Source organism: Haloarcula marina (genome assembly GCF_024218775.1).
In the GTDB taxonomy this organism is placed as follows: Archaea; Halobacteriota; Halobacteria; order Halobacteriales; family Haloarculaceae; genus Haloarcula; species Haloarcula marina.
This window is the reverse complement of sequence record NZ_CP100404.1, coordinates 2,341,347-2,354,499: the sequence shown is the minus strand read 5'-3', so window position 1 is coordinate 2,354,499 and position 13,153 is coordinate 2,341,347. Positions and strand designations below refer to the sequence as shown.

The following is a 13,153-nucleotide window of genomic DNA, read 5'->3' as shown; positions in this document are numbered from 1 at the left end:
CGAGTCCGGTTTGAAACTGCGGGGGTCACTCCGCGACGGACATCCAGGCGTCCGGCCCGTGCTCTTTGACGAGCGTGAGTTCTTCCTGTGCCTCCGCGCGGGTCGGGAAGGTGTCGACGCTACGGGCCATCTCGTTGCCGCCCTCGTCGACCAGTCGCCAGTGCCAGCCAGCCTCTCCTTGGTGGAACTCGAAGGCGGCGGAGTCTATCTCGATGACACTGGCGTCGGTAATGTGGGTTCTGACGCCGTCCAGTTCCTCGCGAGCGGCGGCCTGGCCGTCGTGTCGACTGGCCCCGGTGGCGATGACGCGCTGGTCCTCGTCGATGAACTGCCACGTCCAGCCGTCCTCGTCCTGAAACAGTTCGAACGCCACGTCGTCGTAGTCGACGAGTTCCGCCTCACCGGCGAGATTCCGAACGCGGCTGGCGGCCGCTTCGGCGTCCTCCAATCGCTCGTAGGTGTCCGGCGAGGTGGCGACCACGTCGTGGTCGGCGTCGACCAGTCGCCATCCCCACGCGCCGTCGTCCCGAAGGAAGCAGTCGAACGCGGCGGTCCGTATCTCGTAGACGGTCGTCTGGGTGGCCTCTCGCTGGATGGTCTCGACGGCGCTCTCGGTGGCGGTCCGGTCGGTGTGCTCGCGGGCACCGACGGCGACCCGGTCCCGGTCGGCGTCGACCAGTTCCCAGTGCCAGTCGGTCGGGTCGAGCGAGACGGCCAGCGAACCGATGCGTTCGATGTCGGCGGCGTCGGCGGCCCTCTGAACGTCTTCGACGGCGTCCTCGACGGCGTGGCGGGTCCCGTAGCTCACGGGGGCATCGGCAAGCACGTCCCCGGTCGGGGTGACGAAGCGCCACCACCACTCGTCGTCGCTGTCGGCGTACACTTGGAAGATGGCACGCCCCATCGACCGCTGGTCGGCCTCGCTCACGGTGGCGATGAGGCTGTCCATCGAGTCGTGGGCCCCGGCCTCCGTCTCGTGACGGTCGCCGCCCTCGGCGATAGTATCGCCGATGTCGTCGACGAGGCGCCACCCCCAGCCGTCGTCGTCCTGGAACAGTTCGAAGGCGGCAGTCTCTATCTCCAGGTGTTCGGCGTTCGGGGCGTGTTCTTTCAGCGTCGTCATCGCGCCCATGGCACCGTCTTTGGAGTCGTACTCGCCCTGTCCGCTGTCGGAGACGACGTTGCCGTTCTCGTCGATGAGACGCCACCGCCAGGCGCCCTGGTCGGCCTCGTACACCTGAAAGGCCGCGGTGTCGAACTCCAGTAAGTCGGCGTCGGGCGCCTCGTCGCGAACTCGTTCGACGCTCGCGGCGGCCGCCTGCTCGCTCTCGAAGGTGCCCGTACTGCGGGCCCGAACCTCGCGGTCCGAAGAGACGAGGCGCCAGCGCCAGACGCTCCCGTCCCGGTAGGTTTCGAACTCCAGGTCCTCTATCTGGACCACGTCGGCGTCGGCGGCGTCGGCCCGCACCTGCTGGGCCACCTGCGTCGCACTCGACGCGTCGCCGAAGTCGCTGTCACCGGCGGCGACGGGCGCGCCCGTCTCGTCGACGAGGCGCCATCCCCACCCGGTGTGGCCCGCGAACACGTCGAAAGTCGGCTGGCCAGCCTCGATGACGGTCGCGTCCGTGAGGTCGTCCAGCAGGTCGTAGACGGTGTTCTCCGCGACCCCCTTGGACTCGAAGGTGCGGGCGCTCTGGGCGACGTGACCGTGGCCGCTGTCCCGTAGCTCCCAGGTCCACTCGTCGCCGTCCTCGACGAGTTCGACCCCGTAGGACTCCACGACGAGGTCCATCGCGTCGGCCGAGAGCCGCTGGAACCGCTCTAAGTCCTCGATGGCGACGCTCCGGTCACGAAACGTTTCAGGTCCCAGTGCGACCGAGGAGCGGTCCTCGTCGACGAGGCGCCACCCCCACTCGCCCTCGGTCCGGTAGCAGTCGAACCGGGCCTCGTCGAGGACGAACGTATCGGCGTCTGCACCGTGGTCTTTCATCGCGTTGATGGAGTCCTCGGCGCCGTCACGCGAGGCGTAGTCGTCGCCGCCCTCGGCCAGCACGGACCCGTCCTCGGACATGAGGTACCACTGCCACGTGTCCGCGCTGGCCTCGTACAGGCGGAAGGCGGCGTGTTTGATTTCGAGCAATCCGGCGGCGGACACCTGTTCTTTGACCGTCTCCACGCGGTCCTCGGCCTCGATACGCGAGAGGAACGACTCCGTGCCAGCGGCCACCGCGCTCTGGTCGATGAGGCGCCACGTCCACTCCGTACCGCGCTTGAACACCGCGAAGAGGCCGCCGCGGTCCGTTTCACCGATCATGATGTCCGGGTGGTCGTACTCGGTGCCCTCGGCAGTCTCGGAGAAGTAACTGCGCTCGCCGGTGACGACGGGCACCATCACGGCGACCCCGGCAACCAGCGCTAGCCCGACAGTATAGATAGTGATAATTGGACCGCTGTAACTCGGCGTCCCCTGTGACCAGTTCTGCGGGTACGCGAGGGTGAACCACACGACACCGATGAGACAGAGTCCGGTGCCGACGAGCGCCAGCAGTGTCCCGCGGCGGCGGACGGGCAACATCAAGACGATGCCCAGTAGCGTCGCGGCAAGCCCCACCGCCGCTGGGGTGATGGCGACTTTCTGCACGAGGTACGCGAGGCCCGTGCTCCCGTCGGCGGGTCCGAGCAGATAAAGCGCGATACCGCTCATCGCCAGCAGGTACCCCATGACGAGCAGCGTGTACCCGTAGACGTGTTTCGTCGACTCGGGTTCGCTGACGTACTTGGTGTAGAGTTTGAACAGTTGTCCACTGACTCCGGTGTGTGCCTCGGCTTCGACGGCCATATGACCGAGACGAATCTCCCGACCGGAATTAACCCCTGTGACCGTTTAGCAGGGATAGGTGAACTTGACGCTCGCGGGTCCGATTGTCAGCTGTGAGAATTGCGGTGGTGACGCCGGTCAGACGAGGTTCGCGCCCATGTAGAGGACGACGACGAGGAACACCCAGACGACGTCGACGAAGTGCCAGTACATCGATGCCGTCGAGACGGAGGTGTGCCGCTCGGGCGAGTACTGTCCGTAGTAGGCCCGGACGAAGACGATGGCCAGCAGGACGGCCCCCATCGAGACGTGGAGGCCGTGGAGGCCGGTCAGGCCGTAGAACGCGGAGCCGTAGATTCCCTCCGTGATGGTGAACTGCTCGTGGACGATGAACTCGTAGTACTCGTACACCTGCCCGGCGATGAAGACGGCCCCCAGCAGGAGGGTCGTTCCGAGCAGTTTCATGAACCGCGAGCGGTTGCCGTTGAGGAGCGCGATGTGACTGTAGTGCAGCGTCACCGAGCTAATGAGCAGGATGACGGTGTTGACGACGACGAGCGAGCCCCACACTTCGGGAATCGCCGCATCGAGCCACACGTCCGTCCCCCGGACCATGAAGTAGTAGATGAACCCCGCGCCGAACGTCGCGACTTCCGAACCGAGGAAGAGGAGCATCGCGAACTTCAGCGTCCGTTCGGAGTGGTGGTTCGTCCCGCGCTCCCAGAAGTCCGAGACGAAGGCGTGGTATAGCCAGCCGTAGATGCCGACGAGGAACAGGCCGACGCTGGCGACGGTCGCTCCGGCCCCGATGGTCGTACTCACGAGCGCGTTCTCGCCCATGGAGAGGACGAGCAGCGCCATCCCGACGTAGATGCCCGAACCACCGATTGCCGTAACGAAGGGCCACCAACTCGCCTCGCCGAATCCGCGAGGCCAGTCCTCCGTCGCCGGGAGGTGGTGCTCCCCGTGTCCGCCCTCGGTGTGTTCTTCTATCTGGCTCATATCGACTCCTTACGAAGCGATTACTAAAAGCCCATCCAATTCGGTCCGGCGCGCTCACGCGGGTGCCCGTGAAGATGTCGGAAAGTACACGGACCGGAGTCACCTACGGCAACCGATGACAGCACACCGACGCCTCGCGGGCGTCGTCTCGGGGGCGGCCGCCCTGCTCCTCGTCGTCGGCACGGCGAGCGCCCACGGCGGGAGCCTCGCCGCCGGGGCCCGCGAGTCGCTGACGATTCCGACGTGGCTGTTTCTGACCACCGGCGGGGCCGCCGTCGGCGCGTCGTTCCTGCTCGCGTCGTTCGTCACCGACCGCGCGTTCGTCGAACGAGTCCACGCGTGGGGGCGGCCGCTGGTCGACAGCGGAACCAGAATCCCGCGACTGCTCGGCCGGACCGTCGGCCTCGTCGCGTTCGCCGCGGTGGTCGTCGTCGGCTTCGTCGGCCCGACGACACCCCGGACCAACCTCGCTATCCTCCTCGTGTGGGTCGGTTGGTGGGCCGGACTGGCGATGACGACGTACCTCCTCGGCAACAGTTGGCGCGTCCTCAACCCCCTGTCGACCATCGCGATGGCGCTTCCGTCGCTGGACCGTCCGTATCCCGAACGACTCGGCGCGTGGCCGAGCGTCGTCGGCCTCCTCGCCCTGGTGTGGCTCGAAGTCGTGAGCCCGCTGGCCGACGATTCGCGACTGCTCGCGACGACGATTCTGGGGTACAGCGCCCTGACGCTCGTCGGGGCCGTCGTCTTCGGTCGCGAGACGTGGTTCGCTGAGGCCGACCCCGTCGAGCGCGTGTTTCGGTACTACGGCCGCGTCGCCCCCGTCGGCCACGGCGACGAGGGCCTCCGTCTCAGACTGCCGGGGATGGACCTCTCGACGCCTCGATTAGTCGACGGCGCCGACGAAGTCGCCTTCGTCGTCGCGCTGTTGTGGGTCACCACCTACGACGGCCTCGTGACCACGCCCGCGTGGCGCGACCTGACGACGCCAATCGTCGCCGCCGGGTTCCCGCCGCATCTCCTCTACCCGCTCGCCCTCCTGGCCGGGTTCGGTCTCTTTCTGGGGGTCTATCGACTGGCGGTCCGGACGAGCACGCGGACCGCCGAGACGTACCTCGCGCCGCAACTCCTCGCCGAGCGGTTCGCCCCGCCGCTGTTGGCCATCGCCGCGGGCTACCACCTCGCGCACTATCTCGGGTACTTCCTCGCGCTCGCCCCGGCGCTCGGGACGGCGATTGCGGCCCCTCTCGCCGACCCCGCCGTGGTCCCCATCTACGAACTCCCGGGCTGGTTCGGTGGCGTCGCGCTGGCGTCGGTCATCGTCGGCCACCTCGTCGCCATCTGGGTGGCCCACGCCGCCGCGTTCGACCTCTTTCCCTCTCGCCTGCAGGCGATTCGCTCGCAGTACTCCTTCGTCGCCGTGATGGTGTTCTACACGATGACCAGCCTGTGGGTCGTCTCCCGCCCGGAGGTGCCGCTTCCCCACCTATGAGTCAGTCCCAGTACGACTACGACGTGCCCGCCGACGCACCGACCTACGAGTGCGCCCACTGCGGCCGCCCCTTCGCCCGCGAGGAGTGGCTGGCGCTCCACCGCGGCCTCGACCACCCCGCGGAACTCGACGACGAGGAAGTCGCGGCGTTCCGGGCGGCCCACGACGACGAGGAGGACGCGCTCGGGACCTTCCGGTTGCAGGCGCTCGGGGCCTTGGTTCTGTTGTACTTCGCCCTCCTGATGGTGTACGCGCTCGTCTGAACTGGCCGCTTACGCACTCGCTGGCGTTCTCACAACTCCCCGGAAGGGGTCGCTCACTCAGCGGCCGCGGGCGGTCGAGGGCTTTCGAGGGAATGTGACAGAGAGTCGGTTCGATGCGGTCGCCGACGCTCGACGTGAAGCGGGGAGTCCCGACACACCTCGCTGGGCCGCTGACAGTGGAGAAGCGACACGTTGATGGACGCCAGCCCCAGTACACGTATCCATGGACCTTCGCGTCATCGACAAATCCGACACGGAACTCTCTATCGAGATTGCTGGCGAGGACCACACGTTCATGAACGTCATCAAGGGCGCACTGCTGGAGACTGAGGGCGTCACGGCGGCGACGTACGACGTGAACCCCGAGCAGTCCGGCGGCCAGACGGACCCGGTCCTGACCATCAAGACGGACCCGGGCGTCGACGCGCTGGACGCGCTGGAGGCGGGCACGGACCGCGTCATCGAGAAGGCAGACGACCTGACCGAAGCGTTCGAGGCGGCGGCCTAACAGACGACGTAGGTGACGAAGACGCTCCCGTCGGGCGCGACGTGAACGTCGACGCCGACGGAATCTGCTTCTGCGCTCCGGAACGCCCGCCCGCGCTCGACGTAGCTATCGACCAGCGATGCGGCCAGCGCCTCGGGACTCTCGAACTCGCTCACTGAGCGGCCGGTCCGCTCGTAGGCGACCTGATAGGCGACGATACTCGGCCGCTCGCAGTCCAGCGCGAAGCGGTCGAAGGCGTCGCGGTCGGGGCCGGCCCCCTCTCCGGCGCGGGCGGCCACGACGGCCTTGTTGTAGTAGGCGGCGGCGTCGTCGACGGCCGGGTCGCGGGTCAGTTCGCCCGCGCCTTCCGCGGTCCGGCGGTCGTTCAGCGCCGCGACGAAGGCGTCCTCCGTCGCGGTGAGCGAGAGGCCGTCGACGCTTTCTGCGCTCCCGGGCGCGGTCGGAATCTCGGGTGGTCCGGCGGTGTCGCCGCCGAATCCCGGCAAGGAGACGACGCCGAACAGGCTGAGGGCGATGACGGCGATGAGGACGGCGACGGCGGCGTAGCCGAGGACGTATCTCGCCTCGATAACGTCCAGCCACCCGGTTCCGATTTCGTCCAGCGGGTCCGTCTCCGGCGGGCCGACGCGTCGCTCGAAGTCGGCCCCGCCACAGCGGTTACACGGCGGGGAGTTCTTCTGGTGTTCCCGGCCGCAGTCCTGACATACCCACACCGGCCCGCCCTCGACGACTTCGTGGCTCACCTGCGTCACCGCGCGTTCGAAGGTTCCGTGGCCGCAGTTGTCACAGGGTGGGTCGTTCTCCTCGTGTGGTTTGCCACACCACTCACACCGCCAGTCCATTGGCCGTAATACGCGGTCGAGACACAAAGAGTGCGCGAAGTGGGGGATTCTCCCCGGGGCACGGATGCACAACGACCAGATACAGTCATCTCGTCGCCGCACCTACCGCTCTACATGGCCGTGTCGCTCGACGATATCGACCGGAGAATCCTCCGCCTATTGCAGACCGACGGCCGCCACAACACGAACGCCGCCATCAGCGACCGCGTCGGCGTCTCACCGAGTACCGTCGGCAAGCGAATCGCCCGGCTTGAAGAGACTGGCGTCATCACGGGCTATCGTAGCGAGGTCGACTACGAGCGCGCGGGATACCCGCTCGAAATGTTGATTACGTGTACCGTCGGCATCGCAGACCGCGAGTGCCTCGTCGAGCAGGCGCTCGACATCGACGGTGTGGTCAGCGTTAGAGAACTGATGACCGGGTCGGAAAACGTCCACGTGCTGGTGGTCGGAACGAGCAAATCGGACATCATCCGAATCGCCCACCGACTGGACGCCCTCAACTTCGACGTGACCGACGAAACGCTCCTCCGGTCGGAGTTTTTCGGCCCGGTGGGCGACGGCGGCAGGTGGACGGACAGCGAAGCAGGGACCCCCGAGTAAGTGTCTGGAGAGCGGCCCGTCCCGCCCGCCCGCCCGGCCGTATATTCTATCGTCCGGGGACTTTGTTGCGAACGATTCGAGATGCGCCCGTGCAGTAATATTATGCCCTCACATCGGATAGTGTCACGAATTGGCATGACCACTGCATTCGGACTGCAAAATCCGCCCAGTCGGGAGGTCGTGGCTCGCGTCGCCGACGCCGAGGGAGTCGACCCTCTCGACCTTCGGATGCCACTGTTCGAGGCTATCGACCCGGATGCGTTGGACACAGTCCTCTTGGCCGGGCGCGACGAAAGGTATTCGAGTCCGGTCACCGTCGAATTTCGCTACCACGGCTACGTGGTGACGGTTCGCTCGGACGGGCGGGTCGAACTCTCGTAGGCGTCGGCGACCGTTTGCGGTGGAGAAAGACGGGCCGTCCGGGACTACAACCGGACGGGGATGCCCTTGCTGTCGAGGTACTGCTTGGTCTCCTCGATTGTGTACTCGCCGAAGTGGAAGATGGAGGCCGCGAGACCGGCGTCGGCACCGGCGTCGACGAACACCTCTTCCATGTCTTCGGGACTACCACACCCGGAGGAGGCGATGACGGGCGTCGAGACGGCGTCACAGACCGCTTTCATCAGGGGAATGTCGTAGCCGTCCTTGGTCCCGTCGGCGTCGATGGAGTTGACGAAGATCTCGCCAGCGCCGCGCTCCTCGGCCTCTATGGCCCACGTCACGGCGTCGATACCGGTCCCCTCGCGGCCGCCCTTGACCGTACACTCGAACCAGCAGGACTCGCCGTCCACCTCGACGTAGTGGTCGCCCTCGTCGTCGAAACGGCGGCGGGCGTCCAGCGAGATGACGATGCACTGGCTACCGAAGGCGGCCGCGCCCTCTTCGATGAGTTCGGGGTTCTCGATGGCCCCGGAGTTGATGGACACTTTGTCCGCACCGGCGCGCAGGGTCTCTTTGATGTCCTCGCGGGTGCGGATGCCGCCGCCGACGGTCAGCGGGATGAACACCTCGTCGGCCACTGCGGAGACGGTTTCGAGCATCGTCTCGCGGCCCTCCGCGGAGGCGGTGATGTCCAGAAAGACGAACTCGTCGGCCCCCGATTCGTTGTAGGCCTTCGCCATCTCTACCGGGTCGCCCGTGTACTCCAAGTCCTCGAAGTTGACGCCGGTGTAGACGGCGGCGTCCCCGTTCTCGTCGACGTCCACGTCGATGCAGGGGATGATGCGTTTCGTGAGGGTCATCTGATACTCGACCGTTCGCCACAGGGCCGTTTGACGGTTTCGACTGGCGCAATGTCTCGGCCGCGCTCGTCACCGCGAGAGCGCGAACACGCCGTCGTGACTCCCGACGAAGACGCGGTTCTCGTGGACCACCGGCGGGACCGAACTGTATCCGACGGGGACCGACCACCGACGCTCGCCGCTGTCCAGCGAGACGGCGTAGCAGTTGCCGTCGTTGCTTCCGACGTAGGCCGTTTCGCCGTCGGGGCCGACCGCCGGTTGGGTCACCAGCCAATCATCGGCGTCGAAGCGCCACCGCTGGTCCCCGCCGTCTCGGCGATGGGCGTGCAAGGACCCGCTGGCGGTCCCGAGGAGGACAGTCTCTCCGGCGAGGACCGGTCTGCTGTCGGCCAACGCCTGTCCGGTGTCGACCCGCCAGCGTTCGCGCCCGTCGGCGGCGTCCAGCGCCACCAATTGCCCGCGGTCGTCCTCGGGAACGCTCGTCGCGACGTAGGCGACGCCGTCGGCGACGGTGGGAATCTGGGTCCGATGGTCGCCGAGGTCGGTTCGCCAGCGCTCGCTCCCATCGGCGGTAGCCAGCGCGTAGACCATTCCGTCGTCGCTTCCGACGACCACTGTCTCGTCGCCGACGCCAGCCGCCGTGACCCCGTCTTCGTCCTCCAGCGCCGTCCATCGGACCGACCCGTCCGCGCCGTCGAGCGCCGTGAGACTGCCGCTGGGAACGTACACCGCGCCGTCGGCGGCCGTAATCGGCGCGAACGTGGACACGTCCGGCGTCTCCCAGACGGTCGTGCCCTCGGGTGCACCGAACGCGCGCGTACTCCCACACCCGGCGACGTACACCAGCGGGTCACCGTCGCCATCCGACCCGACAGCGAGGCCCGCGTCGAGACAGACCGTGTCGTCGGGGTCGTCGAGCAGGGCGCGCCAGCGTTCGCTCCCGGTCGTGTCGAACCCCAGCGCGCGCCACATCGTCAGGACGGCGAGCGTCCCGTCGGCGAAGGCGAGCGCACCGATAGTGCCCTCGGTCTCCCGCCGCCACGCGATTCGGTCGTTCCGGGTCCCGGCGACGCGGTCCAGACACCCCGCGACGCCGACGCTCGCGAGGCCGCCGACCGTCGTTAACAGACGCCGTCGCGTGTACTCCATACGCTCACTGCTCCCGCCACCGGAAAGTGTCTTCAGGTGGCTCAAAACTCGGTTTGAGCGAGGCAATCCGACAGTTACAGGTAGCCGCTCACAGAAGGGCCGCACATGGCAGACGACCACCACGAGGACGACCGGCCGGACTACGACCCCGCAAACGTCGAACTCCCGAGCAAGGAACCGCCGCTCCGCGAGACGGCCCCGCAGAGCGACTTCACGATGGGACAGGTCACGCAGGGCGCCGTTATCGCCCTCGTCGGACTGGCGCTGACGTTCGGTATCGCGTTCGCGCTCGTCTAAAACCGGATTTTCGCTCTCGTTTTCAGGCCAGTTCGTCGTCGATAGTCGACCGCAACCCCGCGATGTCCTCGGCGTCGTACTGGAGCGTGTCGTCGTTGACGCTGATGTCGAGGTGGGTCGACCCATTGGCCTCGCCGATTTCGGTCACCGGGGCGACGCCGTCGAAGGCTTCGGCCACGGCGTCGGGGTCGGTCGTCTCGAAGACCACGCGGCCCGGGCGCTCGTTGAACAGGAGGCGCTTTCGCGTCCCGCGGTCGACCGTCTCGACGTCGACCGTCGCGCCTGCGTCTTCGTGGACCATCTCCGCGAGAGCGACTGCGAGGCCCCCGTGGCTCACGTCGTGGCTGGCGAGGACGTGGTCCTCGTCGGCCACCTCGGCGATGGTCGAGATGAGCGCCGAGGGGTCGGCCGGGAGTTCGGGGAAGGCGTCGGTCCCGCCGAAGATGGCGGTGTACTCCGACCCACCGAGGCGCGGGTCGGCCTCGCCTTCGAGTGCCGAATCGCCGACGATGACGAGGGTCCCCTCGCCGGAGAGTTCCATCGGCGGCGCGTCGTAGCCTTCCTTCACGCCGACGAGCGCGAGCGTCGGCGTCGGCGGGATGGGGCCGGTCACCGAGTCGTTGTACAGCGAGACGTTGCCGCCGACGACGGGCACGTCGAGGTCGCTACACATGTCCGCGAGACCGTCGACGATGCCCTTGAAGCCGCCGTACACGTCGGGCTTCTCGGGGTTGCCGCCGTTCAGGCAGTCGACGGCGGCGTGCGGGAGCGCCCCCTTGGCGGCGACGTTCGTGGCGTTCTCTAAGGCGACCGCGCGTGCGCCCTCGTAGGGGGCGGCGTCGGTCCAGTTGGGGTCCGCGCCCGCCGAGAAGGCCAGTCCGGTCCCGGCCTCACGAATCGCCAGCAGGGCGGCGTCGTCGCCCGGCAGGACGCTCGTGCGGACCTGCACCTCGTGGTCGTACTGGCGGTAGACCCACCGTTTCGAGGCGGTGTTGGGGCTGGCGACGATGCGCTCGAACGCCTCCGCGAGGTCCACCGTCGGGAGGTCGCGCTCCTGTTCGGGCGGGTCCTCGGCGGGCAGGTCGTTCATCGGCGCACCGTCCCCGAGGAACTCCGCGTCCACGTCGACGACCGTCTCGCCCTCGAACGTGCAGACGTAGTTCGTCCCCGGTTCGGTGAGTTCGCCGATGACCGAGCAACCGAGGTCGTAGCGCTCGGCGAGTTCGGCCACGCGGTCGACGTTCTCCGGCGTGACTTCGTACACCATGCGCTCCTGGCTCTCGGCCAGGAGGTACTCCATGGCGTTCATGTTCGGTTCGCGCTCGTGGACGCGGTCCAGTTCGATGCGCGCGCCGAGGCCGCCCTTCGCGACGAGTTCGGAGGAGGCCCCGCCGAGTCCCGCCGCGCCGAGGTCACGGGCGGATTCGACGAGGTCCTCGTCCAGCAGGGCCTCGTTGCACTCGATGAGCAGTTTCTCCGTGTACGGGTCCCCGACCTGTACGGCCGGTCGGTCTTCCGTCTCGGCGTCCTCCGCCAAGTCTTCGCTGGCGAAGGAGGCGCCGCCGAGGCCGTCCCGACCCGTCGAGTTGCCGACGAGGACGAGTTTGTTGCCCGGTTGCTGGGCCTCGGCGGTGATAGTCCGCTCGGGGTCCAGCAGGCCGATACAGGAGACGTTGACGAGGGGGTTCCCCTCGTAGTCGTCGTGGAAGGCGACCGACCCGGCGACGGTCGGCACGCCGATGCAGTTCCCGTAGTGGGAGATGCCCTCGACGACGCCCTCGAAGAGGTACCGGGAGTGTTCGCGCTCGAAGTCGCCGAAGTACAGCGAGTCGGCCAGCGCGATGGGGTAGGCGCCCATCGAGAGGGTGTCGCGGACGATACCGCCGACGCCGGTGGCCGCCCCGTCGAACGGGTCGACGTAGGAGGGGTGGTTGTGGGACTCGACGCCCATCGTGATGTACATCTCCTCGCCGTCGTAGTCGGGGAGCGAGACGACAGCGGCGTCGTCGCCGGGGCCGATGACGACCTGGTCGCCCTCGGAGTCGAACGCCGTCAACAGCGGTCGAGAGGAGCGATACGCACAGTGTTCGCTCCAGAGGTTCTCGAAGAGAGCGGCCTCCGCCCGGGTGGGCTCCCGACCGATTTCGTCGACCACGATGTCGTGGTCACCGTCGGACAGGCTCATTAGGTGGTCCTGGCCCCCGCCCGGCTAAATCGCTTTCCATGCAGGTGCGCCGACGCCGACTACGCGGGCGCGGACCGGGCCTCGTAACGCCGCTGGAGGTACACCAGCACCGGCGTCCCGACGAGCGTGGGCCAGAGCCACCGGCCCACCGTCGGGAGAAAGACGAAGTTCACCGCCGAGAACGCCGTCACCGTGGCGATGTAGCCGCCGCCCATCCGCGTGGCGTGTTCGCCCAGCCACGCCCGCGGTTCGTTCTCGGTGCGGAACGAGCGCACGTCGCCCACGGCGAGCACCGTTCCGAGGCCGCCGAAGACGAGCATCACGGCGGCGAATCCGTTGCCCGCGAGCGACTGGGCGATACCCATGACGAGCAGGCCGACGCTGGCGAGGCCGTAGAGGCCGACCGCCGCCCAGTCGACGGCCGTCGGCGCGTCCGCCGGTCGCTTCCGCGAGAGGACGCGATAGCCCGAAAAGGCGAAGTAGAAACTGAACACCGCGACGAGCGCGAGAAACTGGCGGTTCGCCGTCGGGTCGAGCGCGAACAGGACGAGCGCCGTCCCCGAGACGACGGCCATCCCGTAGACGTAGGTGCGACCCAAGCGGCGGTGGCGCAGGCCGCCCTTCGTCGTGGCGAACGCGCCCGCCCCGGTGAACAGCGCGAGAAAGCCCGCGGCGATGTGGACCCACAGCGTCGCCGATTCGGCCGTCGTCATCGACTCACTCCACGACTCGCCCCGCCACACGCCCGATGGT

13 protein-coding genes are annotated in these 13,153 nt (G+C 67.6%); 6 read left to right on the top strand and 7 right to left on the bottom strand.

Features of this window, described 5'->3' with window-relative positions:
* Nucleotides 1-25: 25 nt before the first annotated feature.
* Both NJQ44_RS12345 and NJQ44_RS12340 read right to left on the bottom strand, forming a co-directional pair.
* Nucleotides 26-2,839 carry a DUF1508 domain-containing protein gene (locus NJQ44_RS12345; RefSeq protein ID WP_254271651.1) on the bottom strand — a complete coding sequence of 938 codons (2,814 nt, stop codon included), beginning with the start codon at nt 2,837-2,839 and terminating at the stop codon, nt 26-28.
* Nucleotides 2,840-2,956: 117 nt separating this feature from the next.
* Nucleotides 2,957-3,820 carry a cytochrome c oxidase subunit 3 gene (locus tag NJQ44_RS12340; RefSeq protein WP_254271650.1) on the bottom strand — a complete coding sequence of 288 codons (864 nt, stop codon included), beginning with the start codon at nt 3,818-3,820 and terminating at the stop codon, nt 2,957-2,959.
* Between the two features lie 115 nt (nt 3,821-3,935).
* Between NJQ44_RS12340 and NJQ44_RS12335 the strand changes: the two genes are divergently transcribed.
* From NJQ44_RS12335 to NJQ44_RS12325, 3 genes are all read left to right on the top strand, one after another.
* A complete protein-coding gene (locus tag NJQ44_RS12335) occupies nt 3,936-5,312 on the top strand; it encodes a hypothetical protein (RefSeq protein ID WP_254271649.1) in 1,377 nt (458 codons plus the stop codon).
* On the top strand, nt 5,309-5,575 hold the full coding sequence (locus tag NJQ44_RS12330) for a DUF7410 domain-containing protein (RefSeq protein ID WP_254271648.1): 267 nt from the start codon (nt 5,309-5,311) through the stop codon (nt 5,573-5,575). Before NJQ44_RS12335 ends, NJQ44_RS12330 begins: the two co-directional genes overlap by 4 nt.
* A 223-nt stretch (nt 5,576-5,798) precedes the next feature.
* Nucleotides 5,799-6,083 carry a DNA-directed RNA polymerase subunit L gene (locus NJQ44_RS12325; RefSeq protein WP_254271647.1) on the top strand — a complete coding sequence of 95 codons (285 nt, stop codon included), beginning with the start codon at nt 5,799-5,801 and terminating at the stop codon, nt 6,081-6,083.
* Here the strand turns inward: NJQ44_RS12325 and NJQ44_RS12320 are convergent.
* Complete coding sequence (locus tag NJQ44_RS12320; RefSeq protein ID WP_254271646.1) at nt 6,080-6,925, bottom strand: hypothetical protein; 846 nt, start codon at nt 6,923-6,925, stop codon at nt 6,080-6,082. The genes NJQ44_RS12325 and NJQ44_RS12320 overlap by 4 nt on opposite strands.
* Before the next feature lie 114 nt (nt 6,926-7,039).
* On the opposite strand from NJQ44_RS12320, the gene NJQ44_RS12315 reads away from it, so the two are divergent.
* Together NJQ44_RS12315 and ddfA are read left to right on the top strand one after the other, a co-directional pair.
* The gene (locus NJQ44_RS12315; RefSeq protein ID WP_254271645.1) at nt 7,040-7,528 is read left to right on the top strand and encodes an Lrp/AsnC family transcriptional regulator; all 489 of its coding nucleotides are present in this window, start codon (nt 7,040-7,042) and stop codon (nt 7,526-7,528) included.
* A gap of 135 nt (nt 7,529-7,663) precedes the next feature.
* Entirely contained in the window at nt 7,664-7,909 is a 246-nt protein-coding gene (gene ddfA, locus NJQ44_RS12310; protein ID WP_254271644.1) for a DdfA family disk-determining factor, read from the top strand.
* A gap of 44 nt (nt 7,910-7,953) precedes the next feature.
* Here ddfA and hisF read toward each other — a convergent pair whose 3' ends face one another.
* Nucleotides 7,954-8,769, bottom strand: a complete 816-nt coding sequence (hisF, locus tag NJQ44_RS12305) for an imidazole glycerol phosphate synthase subunit HisF (RefSeq protein WP_254271643.1) — start codon at nt 8,767-8,769, stop codon at nt 7,954-7,956.
* 69 nt (nt 8,770-8,838) lie between these two features.
* Nucleotides 8,839-9,918 carry an outer membrane protein assembly factor BamB family protein gene (locus NJQ44_RS12300; RefSeq protein WP_254271642.1) on the bottom strand — a complete coding sequence of 360 codons (1,080 nt, stop codon included), beginning with the start codon at nt 9,916-9,918 and terminating at the stop codon, nt 8,839-8,841.
* Between the two features lie 105 nt (nt 9,919-10,023).
* On the opposite strand from NJQ44_RS12300, the gene NJQ44_RS12295 reads away from it, so the two are divergent.
* Nucleotides 10,024-10,215 carry a DUF7550 family protein gene (locus NJQ44_RS12295; protein WP_254271641.1) on the top strand — a complete coding sequence of 64 codons (192 nt, stop codon included), beginning with the start codon at nt 10,024-10,026 and terminating at the stop codon, nt 10,213-10,215.
* Between the two features lie 22 nt (nt 10,216-10,237).
* Here the strand turns inward: NJQ44_RS12295 and purL are convergent, their stop codons facing one another.
* Together purL and NJQ44_RS12285 are read right to left on the bottom strand one after the other, a co-directional pair.
* A complete protein-coding gene (gene purL, locus NJQ44_RS12290; protein WP_254271640.1) occupies nt 10,238-12,400 on the bottom strand; it encodes a phosphoribosylformylglycinamidine synthase subunit PurL in 2,163 nt (720 codons plus the stop codon).
* Nucleotides 12,401-12,459: 59 nt separating this feature from the next.
* Entirely contained in the window at nt 12,460-13,113 is a 654-nt protein-coding gene (locus NJQ44_RS12285; RefSeq protein ID WP_254271639.1) for a DUF2306 domain-containing protein, read from the bottom strand.
* Between the last annotated feature and the right edge of the window lie 40 nt (nt 13,114-13,153).

Excerpts from the sequence above, each read along its gene's own strand:
- NJQ44_RS12345 (WP_254271651.1), bottom strand. The coding sequence starts at position 2,839 with ATGGCCGTCGAAGCCGAGGCACACACCGGAGTCAGTGGACAACTGTTC.
- NJQ44_RS12340 (WP_254271650.1), bottom strand. The coding sequence starts at position 3,820 with ATGAGCCAGATAGAAGAACACACCGAGGGCGGACACGGGGAGCACCAC.
- NJQ44_RS12335 (WP_254271649.1), top strand. The coding sequence starts at position 3,936 with ATGACAGCACACCGACGCCTCGCGGGCGTCGTCTCGGGGGCGGCCGCC.
- NJQ44_RS12330 (WP_254271648.1), top strand. The coding sequence starts at position 5,309 with ATGAGTCAGTCCCAGTACGACTACGACGTGCCCGCCGACGCACCGACC.
- NJQ44_RS12325 (WP_254271647.1), top strand. The coding sequence starts at position 5,799 with ATGGACCTTCGCGTCATCGACAAATCCGACACGGAACTCTCTATCGAG.
- NJQ44_RS12320 (WP_254271646.1), bottom strand. The coding sequence starts at position 6,925 with ATGGACTGGCGGTGTGAGTGGTGTGGCAAACCACACGAGGAGAACGAC.
- NJQ44_RS12315 (WP_254271645.1), top strand. The coding sequence starts at position 7,040 with ATGGCCGTGTCGCTCGACGATATCGACCGGAGAATCCTCCGCCTATTG.
- ddfA (WP_254271644.1), top strand. The coding sequence starts at position 7,664 with ATGACCACTGCATTCGGACTGCAAAATCCGCCCAGTCGGGAGGTCGTG.
- hisF (WP_254271643.1), bottom strand. The coding sequence starts at position 8,769 with ATGACCCTCACGAAACGCATCATCCCCTGCATCGACGTGGACGTCGAC.
- NJQ44_RS12300 (WP_254271642.1), bottom strand. The coding sequence starts at position 9,918 with ATGGAGTACACGCGACGGCGTCTGTTAACGACGGTCGGCGGCCTCGCG.
- NJQ44_RS12295 (WP_254271641.1), top strand. The coding sequence starts at position 10,024 with ATGGCAGACGACCACCACGAGGACGACCGGCCGGACTACGACCCCGCA.
- purL (WP_254271640.1), bottom strand. The coding sequence starts at position 12,400 with ATGAGCCTGTCCGACGGTGACCACGACATCGTGGTCGACGAAATCGGT.
- NJQ44_RS12285 (WP_254271639.1), bottom strand. The coding sequence starts at position 13,113 with ATGACGACGGCCGAATCGGCGACGCTGTGGGTCCACATCGCCGCGGGC.